25 protein-coding genes are annotated in these 20,540 nt (G+C 70.5%); 2 read left to right on the top strand and 23 right to left on the bottom strand.

What is annotated here, in order from left to right; genetic code table 11:
- Positions 1-48 precede the first annotated feature (48 nt).
- From LCL87_RS09885 to LCL87_RS09820, 14 genes are all read right to left on the bottom strand, one after another.
- Positions 49-285, bottom strand: coding sequence for a hypothetical protein (locus tag LCL87_RS09885; RefSeq protein ID WP_225019128.1), 237 nt, complete (start codon positions 283-285; stop codon positions 49-51).
- 128 nt (positions 286-413) lie between these two features.
- On the bottom strand, positions 414-2,582 hold the full coding sequence (locus tag LCL87_RS09880; protein ID WP_510850731.1) for a heavy metal translocating P-type ATPase: 2,169 nt from the start codon (positions 2,580-2,582) through the stop codon (positions 414-416).
- Positions 2,582-2,785, bottom strand: coding sequence for a heavy-metal-associated domain-containing protein (locus tag LCL87_RS09875; RefSeq protein WP_225019126.1), 204 nt, complete (start codon positions 2,783-2,785; stop codon positions 2,582-2,584). The genes LCL87_RS09880 and LCL87_RS09875 overlap by 1 nt, the downstream gene beginning before the upstream one ends.
- A 34-nt stretch (positions 2,786-2,819) precedes the next feature.
- Entirely contained in the window at positions 2,820-3,101 is a 282-nt protein-coding gene (locus LCL87_RS09870) for a metal-sensitive transcriptional regulator (protein ID WP_013416995.1), read from the bottom strand.
- 1 nt (position 3,102) lies between these two features.
- The gene (locus LCL87_RS09865) at positions 3,103-3,366 is read right to left on the bottom strand and encodes a hypothetical protein (protein ID WP_225019124.1); all 264 of its coding nucleotides are present in this window, start codon (positions 3,364-3,366) and stop codon (positions 3,103-3,105) included.
- Positions 3,363-3,896: a transport-regulating membrane protein Mce1N gene (mce1N, locus tag LCL87_RS09860; RefSeq protein WP_237691939.1), complete on the bottom strand. Its 534-nt coding sequence runs from the start codon at positions 3,894-3,896 to the stop codon at positions 3,363-3,365. The genes LCL87_RS09865 and mce1N overlap by 4 nt, the downstream gene beginning before the upstream one ends.
- Positions 3,889-4,299: a hypothetical protein gene (locus tag LCL87_RS09855; protein ID WP_225019121.1), complete on the bottom strand. Its 411-nt coding sequence runs from the start codon at positions 4,297-4,299 to the stop codon at positions 3,889-3,891. Before LCL87_RS09855 ends, mce1N begins: the two co-directional genes overlap by 8 nt.
- A 272-nt stretch (positions 4,300-4,571) precedes the next feature.
- Positions 4,572-5,219 (bottom strand): hypothetical protein, encoded by a 648-nt coding sequence (locus LCL87_RS09850; protein WP_225019119.1) that lies wholly within the window; start codon positions 5,217-5,219, stop codon positions 4,572-4,574.
- On the bottom strand, positions 5,216-6,193 hold the full coding sequence (hemB, locus tag LCL87_RS09845; protein WP_225019117.1) for a porphobilinogen synthase: 978 nt from the start codon (positions 6,191-6,193) through the stop codon (positions 5,216-5,218). The genes LCL87_RS09850 and hemB overlap by 4 nt, the downstream gene beginning before the upstream one ends.
- Positions 6,194-6,212: 19 nt before the next feature.
- A complete protein-coding gene (locus LCL87_RS09840; RefSeq protein ID WP_225019115.1) occupies positions 6,213-7,778 on the bottom strand; it encodes a bifunctional uroporphyrinogen-III C-methyltransferase/uroporphyrinogen-III synthase in 1,566 nt (521 codons plus the stop codon).
- A 75-nt stretch (positions 7,779-7,853) separates the two neighbouring features.
- Positions 7,854-8,858, bottom strand: coding sequence for a hydroxymethylbilane synthase (hemC, locus tag LCL87_RS09835; protein WP_225019113.1), 1,005 nt, complete (start codon positions 8,856-8,858; stop codon positions 7,854-7,856).
- On the bottom strand, positions 8,855-10,228 hold the full coding sequence (locus tag LCL87_RS09830) for a glutamyl-tRNA reductase (RefSeq protein WP_225019111.1): 1,374 nt from the start codon (positions 10,226-10,228) through the stop codon (positions 8,855-8,857). Before LCL87_RS09830 ends, hemC begins: the two co-directional genes overlap by 4 nt.
- The gene (locus tag LCL87_RS09825; protein WP_225019109.1) at positions 10,225-11,022 is read right to left on the bottom strand and encodes a redox-sensing transcriptional repressor Rex; all 798 of its coding nucleotides are present in this window, start codon (positions 11,020-11,022) and stop codon (positions 10,225-10,227) included. Before LCL87_RS09825 ends, LCL87_RS09830 begins: the two co-directional genes overlap by 4 nt.
- Positions 11,023-11,231: 209 nt before the next feature.
- Complete coding sequence (locus LCL87_RS09820) at positions 11,232-11,495, bottom strand: glutaredoxin family protein (RefSeq protein WP_225019107.1); 264 nt, start codon at positions 11,493-11,495, stop codon at positions 11,232-11,234.
- A 191-nt stretch (positions 11,496-11,686) separates the two neighbouring features.
- On the opposite strand from LCL87_RS09820, the gene LCL87_RS09815 reads away from it, so the two are divergent.
- A complete protein-coding gene (locus LCL87_RS09815; RefSeq protein WP_225019105.1) occupies positions 11,687-12,823 on the top strand; it encodes an HAD family hydrolase in 1,137 nt (378 codons plus the stop codon).
- Here the strand turns inward: LCL87_RS09815 and LCL87_RS09810 are convergent.
- The 8 genes from LCL87_RS09810 to LCL87_RS09775 form a co-directional block, all read right to left on the bottom strand.
- Complete coding sequence (locus LCL87_RS09810) at positions 12,781-13,809, bottom strand: lysophospholipid acyltransferase family protein (RefSeq protein ID WP_225019103.1); 1,029 nt, start codon at positions 13,807-13,809, stop codon at positions 12,781-12,783. The genes LCL87_RS09815 and LCL87_RS09810 overlap by 43 nt on opposite strands.
- 49 nt (positions 13,810-13,858) lie before the next feature.
- Complete coding sequence (locus LCL87_RS09805; RefSeq protein ID WP_510850730.1) at positions 13,859-14,908, bottom strand: NAD-dependent epimerase/dehydratase family protein; 1,050 nt, start codon at positions 14,906-14,908, stop codon at positions 13,859-13,861.
- A 195-nt stretch (positions 14,909-15,103) separates the two neighbouring features.
- Entirely contained in the window at positions 15,104-15,205 is a 102-nt protein-coding gene (locus LCL87_RS09800; RefSeq protein ID WP_003402602.1) for a 30S ribosomal protein bS22, read from the bottom strand.
- A gap of 210 nt (positions 15,206-15,415) precedes the next feature.
- Positions 15,416-15,658, bottom strand: a complete 243-nt coding sequence (locus tag LCL87_RS09795) for a helix-turn-helix domain-containing protein (RefSeq protein WP_225019098.1) — start codon at positions 15,656-15,658, stop codon at positions 15,416-15,418.
- 155 nt (positions 15,659-15,813) lie between these two features.
- A complete protein-coding gene (locus LCL87_RS09790; RefSeq protein ID WP_225019096.1) occupies positions 15,814-16,632 on the bottom strand; it encodes a CPBP family intramembrane glutamic endopeptidase in 819 nt (272 codons plus the stop codon).
- Positions 16,633-16,728: 96 nt separating this feature from the next.
- Complete coding sequence (proC, locus tag LCL87_RS09785) at positions 16,729-17,544, bottom strand: pyrroline-5-carboxylate reductase (RefSeq protein WP_225019094.1); 816 nt, start codon at positions 17,542-17,544, stop codon at positions 16,729-16,731.
- A gap of 80 nt (positions 17,545-17,624) precedes the next feature.
- Positions 17,625-18,473, bottom strand: coding sequence for a thioesterase family protein (locus LCL87_RS09780; RefSeq protein ID WP_225019092.1), 849 nt, complete (start codon positions 18,471-18,473; stop codon positions 17,625-17,627).
- A complete protein-coding gene (locus LCL87_RS09775) occupies positions 18,470-19,129 on the bottom strand; it encodes a MerR family transcriptional regulator (protein ID WP_225019271.1) in 660 nt (219 codons plus the stop codon). Before LCL87_RS09775 ends, LCL87_RS09780 begins: the two co-directional genes overlap by 4 nt.
- A 115-nt stretch (positions 19,130-19,244) precedes the next feature.
- Between LCL87_RS09775 and LCL87_RS09770 the strand changes: the two genes are divergently transcribed.
- Entirely contained in the window at positions 19,245-19,661 is a 417-nt protein-coding gene (locus LCL87_RS09770) for a hypothetical protein (RefSeq protein WP_225019269.1), read from the top strand.
- A gap of 15 nt (positions 19,662-19,676) precedes the next feature.
- On the opposite strand, the gene LCL87_RS09765 is transcribed toward LCL87_RS09770, so the two are convergent.
- A complete protein-coding gene (locus LCL87_RS09765) occupies positions 19,677-20,519 on the bottom strand; it encodes a sugar phosphate isomerase/epimerase family protein (protein ID WP_225019090.1) in 843 nt (280 codons plus the stop codon).
- Between the last annotated feature and the right edge of the window lie 21 nt (positions 20,520-20,540).

The raw sequence follows: 20,540 nt of genomic DNA, 5'->3' as shown, positions 1-20,540 counted from the left end.
GGTCCATGTAATACGTTGCACAACAGACTGATCCACGACGAAGGAAGATCAGCGGGACGGAAGCAACAACGCCGAGGCCGCCACGACGAGGGCGGTGAGCGCGACGACGGTGACGGCTTCGAGCACGGAGCGCCCCAGCAGCATCGTCACCGCTCCGGGCACCATCGAGGCGGCCACGCCCAGTACCCATCCCGGCGAGGACACCTGATCCTCGCCCTCCCTCGAACCCTCGGACCACGCGAACTCGCGGCTTCCGGCAACGACCCGTGTTCTTGCCGAGCTCATCGGCGGCAACCTCCCGAACGGACGACGACTGCGGTCCCGGCCGAGTGCAACGACACGGAACCCTGCACGCCGTACTTACCCACGATCACCGAGATCCATACCTGTGACGTCGGCGCCCCTGCCCTCGATCAGTGGAAGCGACGCAGTCGCAGGCTGTTCCCGACGACGAACAGCGACGACAGCGCCATCGCCAGACCCGCGATCATCGGATTGAGCAGACCGGTCGCGGCCAGCGGGATCGCCGCGACGTTGTAGGCGAACGCCCAGAACAGGTTGCCCTCGATGGTGGCGAGGGTGCGCCGCGACAACCGGATCGCGTCGGGCACCGATCGCAGGTCGCCGCGCACGAGCGTCAGGTCGCTCGCCTCGATCGCCGCATCCGTGCCCGTGCCCATCGCGATGCCGACGTCGGCGGTGGCGAGCGCTGCGGCGTCGTTGACGCCGTCGCCGACCATCGCGACGGCACCGTCCTCGCGCAGCCGCGCGATCGTCGCGGCCTTCTGGTCGGGCAGCACCTCCGCGATCACCCGGTCGATGCCGACGTCACGCGCGACCGCGGTGGCGACGGCCTCGGAATCGCCGGTGAGCAGAACCGGGGTCATGCCGAGGTCGCGGATCTCGCGGATCGCCTCGGCGCTGCTGGGCTTCACGGCGTCGGCGACGACCAGTGCACCCCGCACCCGGCCGTCCCACGACACGATCACCGACGTCCTGCCGTCCGGGAGCAGGCCCCGCACCTCGGACGGGACCTCGCCCTGCGCACGGCCGACACGGACCTCGTGTCCGTCCACGACGCCCTCGACGCCGATGCCGGGCCGGTTCACGAACCCGGTCACCGGCAGCGGCTGCGGGACGGCACGCGCGATCGCCTGCGCCACCGGGTGCTCCGACCCGGATTCGACGGCCGCGGCCAGCGCCAGCACCCGGTCGCGGTCCTCCCCCGGCGCCGCGACGACGTCCTCGAACTCCATCCGGCCGGTGGTGACGGTGCCGGTCTTGTCGAGCACCACCGTCTCGATCCGGCGGGTCTGCTCGAGCACCTCGGGCCCCTTGATGAGGATGCCCAGCTGGGCGCCGCGCCCGGTCCCGACCAGCAGCGCCGTCGGTGTCGCGAGCCCCAGGGCGCACGGGCACGCGACGATCAGGACGGCGACCGCGGCCGTGAACGCCTCCGTCGCCTCGTGCCCCAGCAGCAGCCACACCGCGAGGGTCACCGCGGCGATCACCAGGACCACCGGCACGAACACCGCCGACACCCGGTCCGCGAGGCGCTGGGCGTGGGCCTTGCCGCTCTGCGCCTCGGTCACGAGTTTCGCGATGTGCGCCAGTTGGGTGTCGGATCCGACGCGTCGAGCCCGCACGGTGAGCAGGCCGTCGGTGTTGAGCGTGCCGCCGACGACGGCGTCGTCCTCGCCCATCTCGACCGGCACGGACTCGCCCGTGAGCATCGACGTGTCGACGGCCGAGCTGCCCCGGACGACCGTCCCGTCGGTCGCGATCTTCTCGCCGGGACGCACCACGAACTCGTCGCCGACCCGCAACGCCGACACCGGGATCCGCTGTTCGGTGCCGTCCCGCAGCACCGAGACGTCCTTGGCGCCCACCTCGAGCAGCGCCCGCAGCGCGGCGCCGGATCGGCGTTTGGCCCGCGACTCCGCGTACCTACCGGCGAGCAGGAACGTGGTGACACCGGCGGCGACCTCGAGATAGATCTGCCCGGACGGATCGTGCGCGCCCGGCCGGAACGTGAACTCGTGCGTCATCCCGATGTGGCCGGCGGTACCGAACACCAGCGCCCACAGCGACCACCCGTACGCGGCGAGCGTGCCGAGCGAGACGAGGGTGTCCATCGTCGCCATCCCGTGCCGGGCGGTGACGGCCGCGGCGCGGTGGAACGGGTAGCCGCACCAGAACACGACGATCGTGGTGAGGGCGAAAGCGATCCACTGCCAGTAGTCGAACTGCAGCGGCGGGATCATCGACACCAGCACCACCGGGACCGACGCGACGGTCGCCACCGCGAGCCTGGCCCCGAGCCGGTCCCGCGTCCCCTCCGCCTCGGCGGGTTCCTCCGGCGCCGCGACGACGGCCGTGTAGCCGGTCTTCTCGACTACGTCGATGAGGTCCTGCACCGGCATGGCGTCGGGGTATTCGACGTGCGCCTGCTCTGTGGCGTAGTTGACCGTGGCGGTGACGCCGTCGAGTTTGCCGAGTTTGCGCTCGATCCGGGCCGCGCACGACGCACATGTCATGCCGCCGACATCGAGTTCGACGGTGCGCGGCGCGGTGGTGGTCACTACGGGACCAGTTCGTATCCCGCCTCGGTGACCGCGGCAGCGACGGCGATGGTGTCCAGCAGGGCATCGCTGTGCACGACGACCCGGCCGGACTCGACGTCCACGTCGACCCCCGTGACACCGGACAGCTCGCTGATCTCCTCGGTGACCGCGGCCGCGCAGTGCTGGCAGGTCATGCCCTTGACGAGGTAGGTGTGCTCCATCGTGGGCCTCCTTCCGTTCAGGATCGCACCGGACTCAGGATCGCACCAGGCGCGCGATCGCGTCGGACGCTTCCTTGACCTTGGCGTCCGCCTCCGGGCCACCCTTCTTCGCGGCCTCGACCACGCAACCCGCGAGGTGCGCCTCGAGCAGCTTGAGTGACACCGACTGCAGTGCCGACGTGGCCGCCGACACCTGGGTGAGGACGTCGATGCAGTAGCGGTCGTCCGCGATCATCCGCGAAATACCCTGCACCTGGCCCTCGATGCGCCGCAGGCGCTTGAGCAGGTCTTCCTGCTGCGGGCTGTATCCGTTCATGTCATTCATGATACCCCCTACGGGTACTGGAGCGGCGGCGTCGACGGTTGGCGTCGAGCGCCAACAGACCGGACACGAGCACCGCGGCGAACGCCGCCGCGATCCACGGACCCGAATAGTCGGCGGACACGAAGGACGGCGCACCCGGCACGATCGGCGCGAACTCGTCGTCGGTCACACCGCGCGTCCAGCACCACACCGCGGCGGCCAGCAGTGCGACGGCGGCGACCACCTCGCCGACCGGCACCAGCACCGACCGGTTCACGACGCCACACCCTTCGCATCCGCGACCGCCGCGGTCAGCGCGTCCCGCAGGCCCTCGTCGTCACGCGCCCACGCCTGCGCGAGGCTGCCGTCCCGCAGGCGCAGGCCGATGCCCGTCCGCCGACGCGGCACCCCGGACAGTTCACCGAGAGTGCGCGCGCTCTCCCACGGTTGTGGTTCGTCCGCGTACGGATCGGCCTCCGGCAGCACCTCGTCGATCTCGCCGAGCGGCACCTCCTCGGCCCCCTGGCGCAGCAACGAGGCGGTCAACAGCACGCTCACGTGCCGCCGCGCCGCGGCCACCTGCACCGAGACGATGCCGGCCAGGATCGCCGCGAACAGTGTCAGGGCGAACCAGTGCACCACCGGTCCGGTCACCAGTTCGATCACGAGCGCGATCACGCAGAAGACGGGGCCGTACGCGACCGTCCGCCAGCGAGCACCCTCCTCGAGGAACAGCGGCGCCTGCCCGTCGCCGCCGTCCGACTCAGGCACCCCGTCCGACTCTGGCACTCCGTCCGATTCAGGCATTCTGCTCGAACCAGTCACGCGCGCCCTCCCGATAGACCAGCACACTCGCCACCGTCAGTAGCACCGGGAGCGCCAGCAGCACCGGTGCGAGGACGCCGATCACCACCATCGCGACGACGGCCAGCGCGAACACGCCGCACAGAACCGCGACGACCGCCCTCAGCCGCCGGTCCCCTGCGCGCACCGGCGCGGCCAGGAATCCGATCACGACCCCGAACACGACGGACACGACGCCGATCACGCGCAGCAACCACACGAAGGCGTCGGCATCGGAACCGAGATTGCCGCGGATCGCGTCGGCGGACGTCGTCGCCGCGAGCAGACCGAACAGCACCATGACGGCGGCGCACAGCACCCAGATCCAGTAGGCGACCGACACCGGACGCGGGGAACGTTCGCTCACGACCACATCCTGCGGCACCGCGTCTGCGGGCGCATCACAGAGGTCTCGAGCGCGGTTGCGGACGTCACGCAGCGAGGATGCCCGGCAGGATCAACAGCAGCAGCGTGGCGATCCCGAACAGTGCGATCAACCCGATCCACACCAGTTCTCGTCGCCCACCGGTCCGATGTTCGACGCGCATGCCAACCCCCTGAGCCTGACCGAACACGCTGTTCATGTGACTCGATTCACACTACAGCGCGCGGTCGGGAAGGCCGAATCGGAAGAACCGGTCAGCGGCTGGGAGGCGCCGGCGGCAGGTTCAGGAAGTACGCGTTCGATTCCTTGCGGTGCATCAGCACGATTGCACCGATCGCGGCGACCGCCTGCAGGATGCCCGCACCGCCCATCAGCAGTGCGGCGGTGCCGCTTCCCGGCCCCGCCCCGAACACCGTCGGCAGGGCGGAGAACACCGTGAACACGCCGGCCATGGTGAGCAGGATGCGCGCCCAGTTCTTGCCCTTGCGCATCTTGAAGGCGAACAGGATCGTCAACCCGCCGAGCACGAGGGTGAGGATCACGCCGGTGGCGACGAGGCCGAGCGTCAGGAGCTGGTCGACCTCCGCCCGTGTGGGCAGCGGATCGATCTGCTGTTTGGTGAACTCGTCCATCAGCTGGTCGACGAACGACGCCCGGTCGCTGTGGACGAACAGCAGCGCCGCGACGAGATACACGACACCCAACGCCGCGACGACGAACCACAGCTGGAATGCAGTCAGGACGTCGGCCGGCACCGGACGCTTCTCCGGCTGGACCGGCGGCATCGGGTACTGACCCTGCGGCTGCCCCGGGTACTGGGGCGGACCCGACGGGTATTGCGGGGTACCAGGCCACTGGTCGGGCTGACCCGGCTGCTGCGGCGGCGGCCACTGTCCGGTCATGCCAGCCACCCCGCGGCCTCGGCGGCCCAGTAGGTCAGCACGATGTCGGCACCGGCACGGCGGATGCTCAGCAGAGACTCGAGGACGGCCGCGTCACGGTCGATCCAGCCGTTCTGTGCAGCCGCGGTGATCATCGCGTACTCACCCGAGATCTGGTACGCGGCCACCGGCACCGTCGACCGGTCGGCGACCTCACGCAACACGTCCAGGTACGACATCGCGGGCTTGACCATCACCAGGTCGGCACCCTCGGCGAGATCCAGATCCACCTCGAGCAGCGACTCGCGGCGGTTCGCCGGATCCTGCTGGTAGGTGCGGCGGTCGCCCTCGAGTGACGAGCCGACGGCCTCGCGGAACGGTCCGTAGAACGCCGACGCGTACTTCGCCGAGTACGCCAACTGCCCGACGTCGGTGTGGCCGGCGGCGTCGAGACCCTTGCGGATCGCGGCGACCTGGCCGTCCATCATCCCGCTCGGTCCGAGCAGGTGAGCGCCGGCGTCGGCCTGCGCGACCGCCATGTCCACGTAGCGGGCCAGGGTCGCGTCGTTGTCGACCCGGCCGTCGGCGGTCAGCACACCGCAGTGCCCGTGCGAGGTGAACTCGTCGAGGCACGTGTCCGCCATCAGGACTGTCGCGTCACCCAGTTCGGCCCTCAGCGCGGCCAGGCCGCGGTTGAGGACGCCGTCCGGATCGGTGGCACCCGATCCGTCCGGGTCCTTGTCCTCCTCGCGCGGCACGCCGAACAGCATGAGCCCGCCCACGCCGGCCGCGACCGCGTCGGTCGCCGCCTTCCGCAGCGAGTCCAGCGTGTGCTGGACGACGCCGGGCATCGACGAGATCGGACGCGGCTCGTCGATGCCGTCGGCGACGAACATCGGTAGCACGAGATGACGCGGTTCGAGCGACGTCTCGGCTACCAAACGGCGCAGCGCGGGAGTACCGCGCAGACGACGGGGACGGTGAACTGGAAACACGGTTCTCCCGAGGGTGGGGTCAGCGGCGGGCGCGGGACTTCTTACGCGGAGGCGGCAGCGCACCCTCGGCGCGCAGTCGGGCCGCGTGCTCGGCGAGCGCCTCCACCAGCGGTCCCATCTGCGCCGTCTCCGGCTGGACGTCGACGCGCAGACCGAACTCGATCGCGGTCTCCGCCGTCTTCGGACCGATGCACGCGACGATCGTGCGGGCGTGCGGCTTGCCGGCGATGCCGACCAGGTTGCGCACGGTCGACGACGACGTGAAGCACACGGCGTCGAAGCCACCCGTCTTGATCATCTCGCGGGTCTCGGCCGGCGGCGGCGCCGCCCGGACGGTGCGGTACGCGGTGACGTCGTCGATCTCCCAGCCGCGCTCGCGCAGGCCCTCGGCGAGGGTCTCGGTGGCGATGTCGGCGCGAGGCAGCAGGACGCGGTTGACCGGGTCGAACACCTCGTCGTACGGCGGGAAGTCGGCCAGCAGGCCCTCGCTGGACTGCTCGCCCGACGGCACCAGCTCGGGGGTGATGCCGAACGAACGCACCTTCTCGGCGGTGGCCTCACCGACGCACGCGATCTTGACGCCGGAGAAGGCGCGGGCGTCCAGACCGAACGCCTCGAACTTCTCCCACACCGCGCGCACCGCGTTGGTCGAGGTGAACACCACCCACTGGTAGCGGCCGTCGACCAGACCCTTGACCGAACGCTCCATCTGCGCGGGGCTGCGCGGCGGCTCGACCGCGATGGTCGGCACCTCGATCGGGATGGCGCCGTGCGTGACGAGACGGTCGCTCATGTCGGCGGCCTGCTCCTTGGTGCGCGGCACCAGGACGGTCCAGCCGTACAGGGCGCGCGACTCCCACCACGACATCTTGTTGCGCTGCGAGACGACCTTGCCGACCGTGATGATCAGCGGGCCGACCAGCTCGGAACCGGCGTCGTTGAGCGTCGCGAGGGTGGCCTCGACGGTGCGCTGCTGACGGGTGGTGCCGCGGACGGTGATCGCGGCCGGGGTCTGCGGTGCCAGGCCGTGTTCGACGAGCGCGCTCGCCGTCTCGGCCAGGTGCGCGGACGTGGCGTGCAGCACCAGCGGACCCGGTGCGGCGGCCAGCGCGGCCCAGTCCACCTCGCTGCGGACGTCGGCCTCGGTGTGACCCGAGCCCAGCGCCATACCGGCGTAGCTGGGGACCGCGGATCCGGACGGCAGGCCCGGCAGCACCTCGAACACCACCTGGGTGCGGGCGACGGCCGAGACCTCCGCGATCACCGAGTCGGTGGTCAGCGGGTCGCCCGAGACGAGACGGACCACGTCGTGGCCGTTCTTGGCCTCGGCGACGAGGGTCTTGGCGACCTCGGCGGGCTCGCCCAGCGCGGGACGGACCTCGGCGATCGGCAGATCGGTCTCCGGGTCGCGGCCGAGTGCGGTGCCGACGAGGGCCGTCACGCCCTTGTCCACATCGGGGTCGGTGAACGCCAGCGCGGCCGACGCGAGCACGTCGTGGGCGCGGACGGTGAGCAGCGCCGGATCACCGGGTCCCGATCCCACAAAGAGGATCCGTCCGGGGCTGTTCTTACGGACTCGGCTCATCGGTAGTTCTCCAGTGCGGTCTCATGTCGATAGGTAGTAGAAAGCGTGAAATCAGGCCTCGGACGGCCGAGCAGGTCAAGCATCGGCATCACCGTCCTCGGCAATCGTCATCAGATCGCGTGCACCCAGGTCGAGGAGTTCCCGTGCAACCGCACGCCCCAACTCGTCGGCACGCTCGGGCGACCCCACAGCGGACGCCCGAATCACATCGGAGCCGTCGATCGCGGCGGCACAGCCGCGGACCGACAGTTCCTCGAAAACTCTGCCGTCGTCGTCGAGCGACTCGACGACCTCGGCGATCGCGCCCACCGGGGCGGTGCAGCCCGCCTCGAGCTCGGCGAGCAGGGCGCGCTCGGCCACCACCGCGGCGCGGGTCGCGTGATCTTCGAGCTCACCGAGGACCGCGATGAGCTCCGGGTTGTCGGAGCGGCACTCGACGGCCAGGGCACCCTGCGACGGCGCGGGCAGCATCTGGACGGGGTCGAGCGTCTCGGTGATCTCGCCGGCGCGACCGATGCGGGACAGGCCGGCGCGCGCGATCACGATCGCGTCGAGCTCACCGGACGCGACCTTGCCGAGCCGCGTGTCGACGTTGCCGCGCAGCGGCTCGATCTCGAGACCCAGCCCGAGCGCCCGCAGCTGAGCGCGCCGACGGGGCGCCGACGTGCCGATCCGCGATCCCGGCGGCAGTTCGCCGAGCACGAGGCCGTCCCGGGCGACGAGCGCGTCGCGCGGATCCTCGCGCGGCGGGACCGCGGCGATCGTCAGGTCGTGGGGCTGCTCGGTGGGCAGGTCCTTGTAGGAGTGGACCGCGACGTCCACCTCGCCGGCGACCAGTGCCTCGCGCAGCTCGGCGACGAACACGCCGACGCCGATGCGCTGCACCGGTCCGGGGGTGACGTCACCCTTGGTCTTGATGATCACCAGCTCGGCGGGGTGCCCGGCGGCGATCAGCGCGTCGCGCACATGGCCGGCCTGGGTCGTCGCGAGCAGACTGCCTCGCGTGCCGATCCGCAGGGTGCGGGTGTCCGGGCCGACGTTCAGGTCGGTGGCCGGCGACGCGGCCGCATCGGTGCTCATGCCTGCGCATCCTTTCCTGTGATGTCGGGTCCGGTGGTGAAATCGTCCAGATCGATCGGCGCGGCAACCGCCTCCGCCGATCCGGGGCGCAGTTCGAACAGCTCCCGCAGCGCCGCGGCGTACGTGTCGCCGCCCGGAGTGGACGCGAGCTGTTTGACCCGCACCGTCGGCGCGTGCAGCAGCTTGTCGACGACGCGGCGGACGGTGCGCGCCACCTCGTCGCGCTGTGGGTCCTCGAGCCCGGGCAGGCGCGAGTCCAAGCGCAGCAGTTCGGCCTCGACGACCTCGGCCGCGCGCTGACGCAGCGCGGTGACGGTCGGGGTGACCTCGGCGAGACGCTGCGAGGCCAGGTACTGGGAGAGTTCGGAGGCGACGATCGCGCGGGCGGCTTCGGCGTCGGACGCGGCGGCACCGGCAGACGGATCCCGTTGCAGCGCAGCCATGTCGAGGACGACCACCTCGGGCAGTCCGGCGACGGCCGGCTCCACGTCGCGGGGCAGACCCAGGTCGCAGATCACCAGCGGACGGTTCGGCTCGCGTCCCGGGGTTGCCAGGGCCCGGTGCGTGTCGGCGAGCGTGACGACGGAACCGACCGCGCCGGTACAGGTGACGAGGACGTCGGACTGCGCCATCGCGTCGGACAGGTCGTCGAAGCTCATGGCGGCCGCGTCGACGCCGTTGCCCACCGCGGTGGCCGCGAGGTGCTCGGCGCGTTCGCGGGTGCGGTTGACGACGAGGATGCGGCCGATCCCGGCGCGGGTGAGGTGCGCGACCGACAGGCTGCCCATCGCGCCGGCGCCGACGACGACGGCGGTGCGGCCGACCAGTCCGCCGTCACCGAGGATCCCGGCGGCGCGGTCGAGGGCGACGGACACCACGGAGGCACCGGCGGCGTCGATGCCGGTCTCGGAGTGGACTCGCTTGCCGACCCGCAGTGCCTGCTGCGCCAGTTCGTGCAGCGCGCGGCCGGCCGCCTGCTGCGAGTCGGAGGCCGCGTACGCGGCGCGGATCTGGCCGAGGATCTGCTGCTCGCCGATGACCATCGAGTCGAGGCCGCTGGCGACCGCGAACAGGTGCTCGGCGGCGGCCTCGCTGTACCGGACGTACGCGTGCTTGTGCAGTTCGGTGAGGTCGAGCCCGGAATGCGCGGAGAGCAGTTCGCCGATCTCGGTGAGTGCGCCGTGGAACGCGTCGACGACGGCGTAGATCTCGATGCGGTTGCACGTCGAGACGATCATCGCCTCGGAGATGTGCGCCGAGGCGAGCATCTTGTCCGTCAGCTTCGGGCGGTCGGTATCGGTCACCGCGATCCGCTCGAGGACCGAGACGGGAGCACTGCGGTGCGAGATCCCGACGAGAAGCACACTCACGGCCTGATCACCGATCCGTTTCTGGTCGAAGCGCCAACCGCCACGGATGCGGCGGAGGCCTGCTGGGGAGACTGTTCCTCGTTGCGCGCCAGGTTGAAGGAGAGCACCTGCATCTCCATCGCGAGGTCCACCCGGCGCATCTCGACGTGGTCGGGGATCTCCAGCGTGAGCGGGGAGAAGCTGAGAATGCAGCGCAGTCCGGCGCCGACGAGCTGATCGCAGACGTCCTGCGCGGCGGTGTCCGGGGTCGCGATGACGCCGATCGTGGCGTCGAGTTCGCGGCACGCGTCGGCCAGTTCGGCGACGTCGCGAACCGTGAGGCCGCCGATGTCGGCGCCGACCAGTGCGGGGTCGCGGTCGAACAGGCCCACCATCGAGAATCCGCGGCGGTCGAACCCGCCGTAGCCGGCCAGGGCCCGCCCCAGGTTGCCGACACCCACGAGCACCACGCGGTGGCCCCGGTCGAGCCCGAGTGCGGATTCGATGCGGGCCCGCAGCCGGGTGACGTCGTAGCCGACACCGCGAACACCGTTGGGGCCCAGGAACGAGAGGTCCTTGCGCAGCTTGGCCGATCCGACGCCGGACGCGGTGGCGAGTTCCTCGCTGGAGACGATGATGGCGCCCTCGTCCGCGAGTAGTCCGAGGACCCGCAGGTACGTCGCGAGACGCGTCACCGTAGCCTGGGGAATGTCCCGGTGCTGCGCAGCGGGAGGCGTTCCACGCCGAGAAGCGGACGGAGCAGCCCCGGAGACGCCGCGGGCCACTGTCCCCTGCGTCTGGTGCTGTTCACTCACGTCGATGGTTCCTCGTCCGGTCGGCCGTGTACCCCGGCCTTCACACGAAGGTCCGGGGCGTTTGTTCACACCACGGTAACCGCTTGTGAAGCCATGCACAAAGTTGCTCGACCGCCCTCACACGTGCTCTCACCTGCAAAGCGACCGAACCCGATGGTCCGGCGTGACCCTTCCCACTCGACGATGCGAGCGGTGCCCGAGGCCCGGAATCAGCCCGCCGTGAGGTCCGCGCGCAACCGGTCCTCGTCGACCTCCCAGTAGCTGTGCTCCTTGCCGTCGAGGAGGACGACCGGCAAGCGGTCCCCGTACTCGGCACGCAGATCGGGGTTCTCGGCCGCGACCTCGTCGACGTCCACGCAGGTCAGTTCCAATTCGAACTCGCTGCAGATCGCATCGAGAAGCTCGCGCGCCGGGAGACAGGCGCCGCAACCGGCGCGAGTGAGCAGAGTGATCCGGTGTCGCGACTGATCCATGCGCCCCAGTGTTCCTCGAGGCTCGCGGCGGGGTTCGGGAGCGCCCCACCCCCGGGGGTTCCGGACCGTTCCGTTTCGAGACGAACATCACACGCCGTGGACCGCTGGACCATCCAGCGGGATCGGCGCCGACGCGCGGGCTAGGGTGAGCCAGAGGTGAGCCGGAGCTGTCTTCGACACGGGAGGTGCGAGTGCCTGGACGATCACTGCCGAACGGCGCGAAATTCGGTGTGGGTCTGTCCGGGATTCTGCGCCCGGGCCGCCGCAGGATCCGTAACCTGCTGGGGCCGAGCGAGGCCGAGTTGCGGGCGAACCTTGCCGGCGAGGCGAGCGCCGACGCCGCACTCGCGATCCAGGAGGCCGAGGCAGCCGAGGCGGCGGCCGCACTGGAGGCCGCCGAGCCCGACACCGAACCGGGCCTCGAAGTCCCCGAGATCGTCGAACCCCCGGCCGAGCCCGCCGTCCCACGGGATCTGACCGCCGCCGCGTTCTTCGACGTCGACAACACGATGGTGCAGGGCGCGTCGATCATCCACTTCGCGCGCGGTCTCGCCGCCCGCAAGTACCTCAAGACCTCCGACCTGGTCGACTTCGCGTGGAAGCAGGTCAAGTTCCGCATCACCGGCAAGGAGAACAGCGACGACGTCGCGGAGGGCCGGGAGAAGGCGCTGTCGTTCGTCGCCGGCCGGTCCACCGCCGAACTCGCCCGCCTCGGCGAGGAGATCTACGACGAGGTCATCGCCGACAAGATCTGGGCCGGCACCCGGGCCCTCGCGCAGATGCACCTCGACGCGGGCCAGCAGGTGTGGCTCGTGACCGCCACCCCCGTCGAACTGGCGCAGGTGATCGCCAAGCGCCTCGGCCTGACCGGCGCGCTGGGCACGGTCGCCGAGAGCGAGGACGGCGTCTTCACCGGCCGACTCGTCGGCGACATCCTGCACGGGCTCGGCAAGGCCCACGCGGTCCGCACGCTCGCGGTGCGCGAGGGCCTCAACCTCAAGCGCTGCACCGCGTACTCGGACAGCTACAACGACGTCCCGATGCTGTCGCTGGTCGGGACCGCAGTCGCCGTCAACCCCGACGCCGATCTACGGGAACTCGCCAAGACCCGGGGCTGGGACGTCCGCGACTTCCGTACCGGGCGCAAGGCCGCCAAGATCGGCGTGCCCACCGCGCTGCTGCTCGGCGCCGTCGGCGGCGCCGTGGGGGCCATCCTCAGCCGACGCCGCGACCGCGCCCTGCTGGCGCAACTGGCCGCCGATCGGGCCGCTTCCGGGTCCGGCCGTCAGCCCATGAAGACGTTGCGGCGCTGCGCCAGCAGCCGGTAGAGCGTCTGCTGGATGATCTCGCGGACGTGGTCGGTGACCTCGAACAGCACCATCGGATCGTCGGCCTCGGCGGCGTCGTAGGTGTCGGTGGGGATCGGCGTCCCGAACTCGATGTACCACTTGGACGGCAGCGGCACGAGACCGAGCGGACCCAGGTGCGGGAACAGCGGGGTCACCGGGAAGTACGGCATGTTCAGCAGTCGGGCCAGCGGGGCGATGTCGCCGATCTTCGGGTAGATCTCCTCGGATCCGACGATCGAGCACGGGATGATCGGCGCGCCGGCCCGCATCGCGGCGGAGACGAATCCGCCCCGGCCGAACCGTTGCAGCTTGTACCGCTCGGAGAAGGGCTTGCCGATGCCCTTGAAACCCTCGGGGAACACCGCGGCCACCTCACCGCCGCGGAGTAGCCGCTCGGCGTCGGGATGGCACGCGAGCGTGTGCCCGGCCTTGCGTGCGATGTTGCCGACGACCGGCATCTCGAACGCCAGGTCGGCCGCGAGCATCCGCAGCGCGCGCTGCTGCGGGTGGTGGTCGTGCACCGCGACCGAGGTCATGAGCGCGTCGATCGGCACCACCCCGGCGTGGTTGGCGACGACGAGCGCGCCCCCGTCGGCGGGGATGTTCTCCACGCCGCGGACCTCGACCCGGAACCACTTCTCGAACAGCGGACGCAGTGCGGGCAGGAAGACGCCGTCGGCGAAGTGCGGGTCGTACCCGAACTCGTCCACCTCGTAGTCGCCGGACAGCCTTCGTCGCACGAACCCGGCGGCGCCGGCCACCTGACCGGCGACCCGGGCCCGCAGTCCGCTGCCGGACGCGTCGTCCGCCGGCGATCCGTTCCCGGCCCCGTCCGTCCCGTGCGGGTCGTGGAGCGTGCTGGTATCGGCCGCGGGTCGGGACGTGCGTCGGTCCGTCGCCCGGTCACGCGTCGACCGAGCGCGCGCGTCCGCATGCAACGGGATCACCTTCGCCACCTCGTTCACCACAACCCCCTTCGATCCGACCCCACTGCTCTCCCGCTGCACCGAGCCGTCACCCGCGGCGGCCATCCGCTCCGACGAGGCCGAGCGCGGTCGCCTCGACGCGATCGACCCACTCAGGCCGGATCACCGGGGTCAGCCCCGTGCCCCGCACGAAGTCGTCGAGGGCCTCGACGGTCGTCCAGCGCGGCTCGAATCCCAGTTCGGCGCGCATCCGGGTGGTGTCGAGCCCGCACCCGAAGTGGAAGTAGTCGAGCTGCTCGTGCGTGAAGGAGCGCATCTGCGACCCCATCAGGGCCCGGCCGGCGCTGCGGAACAGTGAGAACGGCATCGGAACCTCGACGCGTCCGGCCCGGCGCACGGCCTGCGACATCATCACGATCCCGTCGCCGGCCACGTTGAAGGTGCCGGTGGGCCCGGCGACCGTGGCGCGATGCAGCGCCGTGAGCGCGTCCTCCTCGTGGAGCAACTGCATGCGGGCGTCACGACCGAGGATGCTCGGCACGATCGGGGACGACAGGTACCGCGCGACCCACCCGTGCCGGTGCGGGCCCATCAGGGGCGCGAGCCGCAGGATGGACACGGCGATGTCGGGGCGGCGTCGGCCCATCGCCCGCGCGTAGCCCTCGATGTCGATGCAGTCCCGGGCCCAGGCGCCGCGCGGTGGGCGCCGCGCGCCCATTTCCTCGGTGAACTTGGCGGGATCGGCGGGGCTACCGCCGTACACGGCCGACGCGGACCGCAGCACCACCTTGCGCACGCTGGGCGATTTCTGGCACATCGCGAACAACTGCATCGCGCCGATGACGTTCATGTCCTTCATCGCCGCGCGACTGCCCGACCGGGGGGCCTGCGCGACGGTGGCCGCGTGCACCACGGTGTCGACCTCGGCGCCCCGGATCACCTTGCCGATCAAGGGGTTCCGAATGTCGGCGCGGACGAACTCGGCGCGGCCCATCCGGCGCATCATGTCCTTGCTGGGCGAGACGGCGTCGACTGCGACGACGCGCTCGATTCCCGGGTCCTGGACCAGCCGCGACACCAGGAACCCGCCCGGGAACCGGCTCGCACCGGTCACCAGGACCACCCGTGGCGGCTGCACACCCCGCTCGTCAGGACTCACCGCTACCCCCGTCCATTCGCCCCACCGGGGAGCCTAACGAATCCGGGGGGCGAGGCAAGGGTTCCGCGCGAGCCTTTACACCCTGGCAACACGGCTCCCGGCCCGGCCGGATACGCGGCCCCGAACGCACGGATGCCCGCCACCGCGAGGTGACGGGCATCCGTGAGCAAGTTCTTACTTACCGAGCTTCCGACGCTGGACGCGCGTGCGACGGAGCAGCTTGCGGTGCTTCTTCTTGGACATACGCTTGCGGCGCTTCTTGATCACTGAACCCATGGTGGGTGTCCCTCACAGTCTTCTCTAGCGTTCAGCGCACGCCGGTCACGTACGCCTGTGTCTGCCTCTGGCGCTGAGGCCTCGTTGCCATGGCCGCTTTCACGACCCCAGCGCCTGACGACACCGGCTGGCTGGTACGACGACTAACGATCGTACCGGGGCGGATCGGCTCGGCGAAAACCGAGGCCCATCCTTTTCGACTCCGACGGGTCAGCCGGCGTCGAAATACGAGGTCTGCAGATATTCGTGCACGGCTTTCGCGTGGACGCGGAACGACCGTCCCACGCGGACCGCGGGCAGTTCGCCGCTGTGCACCAGGCGGTACACGGTCATCTTCGAGACCCTCATCAAAGCCGCGACCTCGGCGACCGTGAGGAACTGCGTCCCGACCAGACCGGGCTGCCCTTCCTGTTGTCCCTTGGGGGACCTGTCAGGTTTGTCGATGGATCCCATCTCTTCAATTACCTCCGGCACGTGTCGCGCCGCCGGCTTCCCCTCCGGCGGACCAGACACGCACGTGCTGACACGAGCTTAGCGGGACCAGAGGGATTGATGCGACGGGTGTTGCAAACAAGATCGACAATTACGGGGAAGCCGAGCGCTGCCGCCTAGCCACGTGCGGCGACCGGGGCGCCGTCCGCGCGCCCGGACGGCTCGATGTGGTGCCGTCTGACCAGCAGGATGATCGCGAGGATCGGGTAGGCCAGGATGGGCGCCATGGTGCCGAGGTAGAACGTCTGGTCGACGAGGACGGCGACGCCGCTCAGCAGGGCGAAGTCGAAGAGTCCGTGCATCACGGAGTTGAGCGCATTGCTACCCGAGACGCGGCGCGTGAGGTAGAAGAAGTAGCCCGCGAGGCTGACGATGACGGCCTGCGGGATCGCCGACACTCCGCCGTGCCCGAAGACGTTGGACAGGTGGACCAGCCCGAAGATGAGGCTGGACCACAGCGCGACCTGACCTTCGCGGAGGCCGTGGTTCCGCAGGACCGTCACGCCGATGCCGCGGAACATGCACTCCTCGCCCCACCCGACGAACTGGGTGGCGACGAGCAGGGCGAGGACGAACAGCCACCCCTTCTCGGACAGTGCGCTGTAGTTGATCCCCAGCAGGATCGCGATCAGAAGGATCACGGGCACGGCCCACACCCAACGGTTGACCGGCCGATCGTCCTTCATGACCGGACGCCACCAGCCGAGGGCCGCGACGACGCCGTATGTGAAGGCGAGGGCGATCCCGAGTGGAATCACCATCGTGAAGACCACCCCGCGGGTGGTCAAGGCGTCGCTCTCGTCGGCCAGACCGGAGATCAGGCGGCCGCCGAACTGGATGATCGCCAGGTAGGCGACCACCACCACCGCGAAGGCCACATAGGAGAGGCTGCGTCCGGTGATACGAGGCGACGCCTCGTGCTTCTGAGTGTCCACGGCGCAACGGTAGAACTCGCGCAGGCCATTTCGCGCGATATGGGCGAACTCCCGCCCGTGTCGGGCCGACGCTCGTCGCGCCGGCCCGACCGAGAACTACTCGGGTGCGACGCCCAGTTCGGCCGACCGGTCGCGGGCCGCGGCGAGGCCCTCGTAGAACGCGGTCCGGATCCCGCAGCGTTCCAGGGCGCGCACCGCGGCGGCAGTGGTGCCGCCCGGGGACGTGACCGCGGCCCGCAGATCGGTCGCGCTCTCCCCCGACTCGGCGAGCATCGCCGCCGAGCCGACCATCGTCTGCACCGCCAGCTCGCTGGCCGTCGCGCGGGTCAGCCCGAGCGAGACGCCGGCGTCGATCATGGCCTCGGCGACGAGGAAGAAGTACGCCGGTCCGGAACCGGACACCGCGGTCACCGCGTCGATCTGCGACTCCGGCACCGTGGTGACGGTGCCGACGGTCGCGAGGATTCCACGAACCAGGTCGAGGTGCTCGGCCTTGACGTGCCGTCCGGGAGCGATGACGCTCGCGCCCTGCCCGACGAGCATCGGGGTGTTCGGCATGACCCGCACCACCGGGAAGCCGGCCGGAAGCTTCGACTCGTAGCGGGCCGTCGGGATTCCCGCGGCCAGGGAGACGATGATCTGCTCCCGCTCGCCGTCCAGGTCGACCTTGGACAGCGCGGCGAGGACCGAGTCGACGTCGGTGGGCTTGACCGCGACGACGATGACGTCGGCGCCCTCGGCCGCGTCCGCGGGGGTCGTCACCCGGATCGAGTAGGTCGCAGCCAGTTCCTCGGCCCGCGCCTCGTACTGCTCGGCGACAACCAGGTCCCGCGTCGCGTGACCACCCTGCAACAGCCCAGAGACCAGCGCCTCGCCGATCTTGCCGCCACCGATCACCGCAATTCTCGTCATGCCGACAGCTTAGGCACTGCGTGCCCGTGCACATTTTCGGCAGTCGGAACTACCGAAAAGGCGCACGGGAGCCGGGGCGCCTACCGGGGAATCATCGCGAGCTGGCGGCTCTGCACGACGACCGCGCCGGTCGAGTCGAGCACGGTGTGGTCCTCCTCGAACCACGTGTCCCCCAGCACCGTCGAGCTCGCCATGACGCGGAGCCAGCCCGGCGCGGGACGGCGCCGCAGATACGTCGTCAGCTGGACGGTGGGCGCCCAGCCGAAGATGCCGCGGTTCATCGTGACGGGCGCGCAGATGTCGCCGGTCATGATCGCGAACAGCGCTGCGGTGGCCGCGTCCTCCTCGTCGGCGGCCCACGGCCGCGCCCACATCCGCACCTGGGGTTCGCCCTGCTTGCCGCTCAGGAAGTGCGCCGACGTGCCGTCGACCCGGAGATCGCAGCCCTGCGAGACGTGCACGATCTGCGCCATCGGATGGTCGGCGACGAGTGCGTGCGCCTCCGCGGGCGGTTCGACGGGCAGCTGCGCGAGCGCCTGCTCCTGGGCGTAGTGCGGTTCCCCCGCGTCGGGGACGCCGAGCGTGACCGCGGCGTGCACGGCCGGGCGGCCGTTCTGGGACAGCTCGACGTCGACGAGCGAGACCTGACGGCCCCGCTTGCGGACGGTCGCGACGATGTCGACGTCGCCGGGATCGGGCGCGGCGAGATAGTTGGCGCTCACGGCGAGCGACTGGACGGCCGGATCGACGGGCATGTCCGATGGCGCCGTCCCGCTCAGCTCGGCCCGGGCCGCGGCCGCGCAGACGGCCATCATGCAGCCGCCGTGCACCTTGGGCCCGATGGTCCAGATCGGGTCGATGTGGGCCGAGTACCGGCCGCTGCCGCTCGGGGTGACAGTGGTGAGGTCCCGGAACGGGTGAGTGGTCACGGCTGGTCCTGTCTGTCGGGTGTGTCGAAATCGTCGAAGGTGCGGCCCGCGAAGCGCGCGGCACCGATGTCCTGGTGGGCGAGCCTGCGCAACGCGGCCAGCACGGGTTCGTAGATCGCGGTTCCGAGGACCGCGTACTCGATCGCGGACTCGGCGGAGTCGGTGGGCATGAGATCCAGGTCGATCTCGGCGATGCCGCGGACGTGGCGCGCGTACGCGTCGAGCCGCTCGTCGGTCATCGGGATGCCGACATCCTCGGCCGCGGCGAGCGCCCGTTCCAGTTGCGCGACAACGGGGTACGCTGGTTGGTACACCTGCCCCAGTCGTTCGAGCACGGCGCGGGCACGCGGATAGTCACCGGCCCGATCCTCTGCTTCAGCGGCATACGGCGGCAGCGCGGCGAGCGCCCGGCCGATGGTCTCGAACACGGTGTCGGCGGGGTTGTCGACGAGTCCGACGATCGCGCGGATCTTGCCGAGCGGCAGTCCGACGCCGGCGAGCGCCTTGACGAGCGCGAGACGCCGCACGTGCTGCTCGCCGTATTCGGCCTGCGTCGCACTGCTCGCCGCGCCGGGCATGAGCAGCCCCTCACGCAGGTAGTACTTGACGGTCGCGAGGGGCACGCCGCTGACCGCGACCAGTTCGGACACCCGCACGTCGAACCTCTCCTGCTTGACACCCGGCCACACCGGGTCGACCATGAAACCAGATTGGATAGTTGAACTATCCAATCTGGGATCGAGCCTACCGCACCCCGAGGAGCTCCCCATGATGGATCCCGTTCTCACGATCGTCGTCGGCGTCACCGTGCTCACGGTGGTGGGCATCGCGTCCGGCGGCGCGTTCCTGCTCCGCATCCTCACCGGGCACCAGGGCGCCAACGCCCTGCAGAAGAGTTTCTTCCGCGCCGGTCACGCCCACGCGGGCGTGCTGGTCACACTCGGCATCCTGCTGGCCACCCTCACCGCGGTCGTCGACGCGAGTCCCGGCTGGGCCGCGGCCGGCGCGATCGCGGTGCTCGTCGCCGCGATCCTCATCCCGGCCGGGTTCTTCCTGTCGGTGCTCGGCACGGATCCGGAGAAGCCCGGTCCGATGGTCGCCTCGATCTGGCTCGGCGCGGCCTGCCTGGTGGCGGGCCTGGTGATCTCGGGGATCGCGGTGATCAGCGCGGGCGTGTCCGCGCTGTAGACCGGCCGGCGACCGTCAGCGCAGATTCTCGCGCGCGAAGCTGAGGGCCTGGCCGAGCATCGATGCCCGCTCCGGCCGGGTCCGGGCGTTCTGCGTGTTGATCTCGACGACGACCTGACCGGCGAATCCGCTGTCGCGCAGATGGCGGAACACCTCGACGCACGGCTGGCTGCCGTGACCGGGGATGAGGTGTTCGTCGACCGAGGCGCCGCGACCGTCGGCGAGGTGCAGGTGCGAGAGACCGCTGCCCATCCGGTCGGCCAGTTCGAGGGCGTCCATGCCGGCGGTCGCGGTGTGCGAGAGGTCGAGCGTGTAGTGCCGGTAGCCGGAGTCGGTGGGGTCGTACGACGGGCTGAAGGCGGACAGCGCCGCCCCCGGGCCGCCGCGCTTGCGCAGGCGCTCCGCGCTCTTCTCCTTGCCGCCGAAGAAGCTGTCCGCACGCATCGGGAACATGTTCTCCACCGCCACGATCGCGCCGGTCTTATCCTCGAGCCGCTCGACCTGCTCGGCGAACCCGTCGGCGTACCGGCGCTGCCAGCGGAACGGCGGATGCACCACGACATTCGACGCGCCCAGCGCCTCCGCGGCCTCCACCGACCGATCCAGCTTCGCGACGGGGTCGGCTCCCCACACCCGCTGGGAGATCAGCAGGCACGGCACGTGGACGGCCTGCACGGGCACCGCGTACTTGCGGACCAGACGCTTGACGGCGGAGATGTCCTGACTGACGGACTCGGCCCACACCATCAGCTCGACGCCGTCGTAGCCGACCTCGGCGGCATAGCGAAACGCCGCCTCGGTGTTCTCCGGGTAGACGGAGGCCGTGGACAGCCCGACGAGGACCTTCCGATCCGACATGCGCGCCCTCCCCACGATCCG

It is taken from the genome of Prescottella equi, assembly GCF_020171745.1.
Classification (GTDB): Bacteria; Actinomycetota; Actinomycetes; order Mycobacteriales; family Mycobacteriaceae; genus Prescottella; species Prescottella equi_A.
Note: the sequence above shows the minus strand (reverse complement) of the source record. Positions and strands in the feature narration are given on the sequence as shown.

Coding starts and splice junctions, on each gene's coding strand:
- LCL87_RS09885 (WP_225019128.1), bottom strand. CDS start 285: ATGAGCTCGGCAAGAACACGGGTCGTTGCCGGAAGCCGCGAGTTCGCG.
- LCL87_RS09875 (WP_225019126.1), bottom strand. CDS start 2,785: ATGGAGCACACCTACCTCGTCAAGGGCATGACCTGCCAGCACTGCGCG.
- LCL87_RS09870 (WP_013416995.1), bottom strand. CDS start 3,101: ATGAACGGATACAGCCCGCAGCAGGAAGACCTGCTCAAGCGCCTGCGG.
- mce1N (WP_237691939.1), bottom strand. CDS start 3,896: ATGCCTGAATCGGACGGAGTGCCAGAGTCGGACGGGGTGCCTGAGTCG.
- LCL87_RS09850 (WP_225019119.1), bottom strand. CDS start 5,219: ATGACCGGACAGTGGCCGCCGCCGCAGCAGCCGGGTCAGCCCGACCAG.
- LCL87_RS09840 (WP_225019115.1), bottom strand. CDS start 7,778: ATGAGCCGAGTCCGTAAGAACAGCCCCGGACGGATCCTCTTTGTGGGA.
- hemC (WP_225019113.1), bottom strand. CDS start 8,858: ATGAGCACCGATGCGGCCGCGTCGCCGGCCACCGACCTGAACGTCGGC.
- LCL87_RS09820 (WP_225019107.1), bottom strand. CDS start 11,495: ATGGATCAGTCGCGACACCGGATCACTCTGCTCACTCGCGCCGGTTGC.
- LCL87_RS09800 (WP_003402602.1), bottom strand. CDS start 15,205: ATGGGTTCAGTGATCAAGAAGCGCCGCAAGCGTATGTCCAAGAAGAAG.
- LCL87_RS09795 (WP_225019098.1), bottom strand. CDS start 15,658: ATGGGATCCATCGACAAACCTGACAGGTCCCCCAAGGGACAACAGGAA.
- proC (WP_225019094.1), bottom strand. CDS start 17,544: ATGACGAGAATTGCGGTGATCGGTGGCGGCAAGATCGGCGAGGCGCTG.
- LCL87_RS09770 (WP_225019269.1), top strand. CDS start 19,245: ATGGATCCCGTTCTCACGATCGTCGTCGGCGTCACCGTGCTCACGGTG.
- LCL87_RS09765 (WP_225019090.1), bottom strand. CDS start 20,519: ATGTCGGATCGGAAGGTCCTCGTCGGGCTGTCCACGGCCTCCGTCTAC.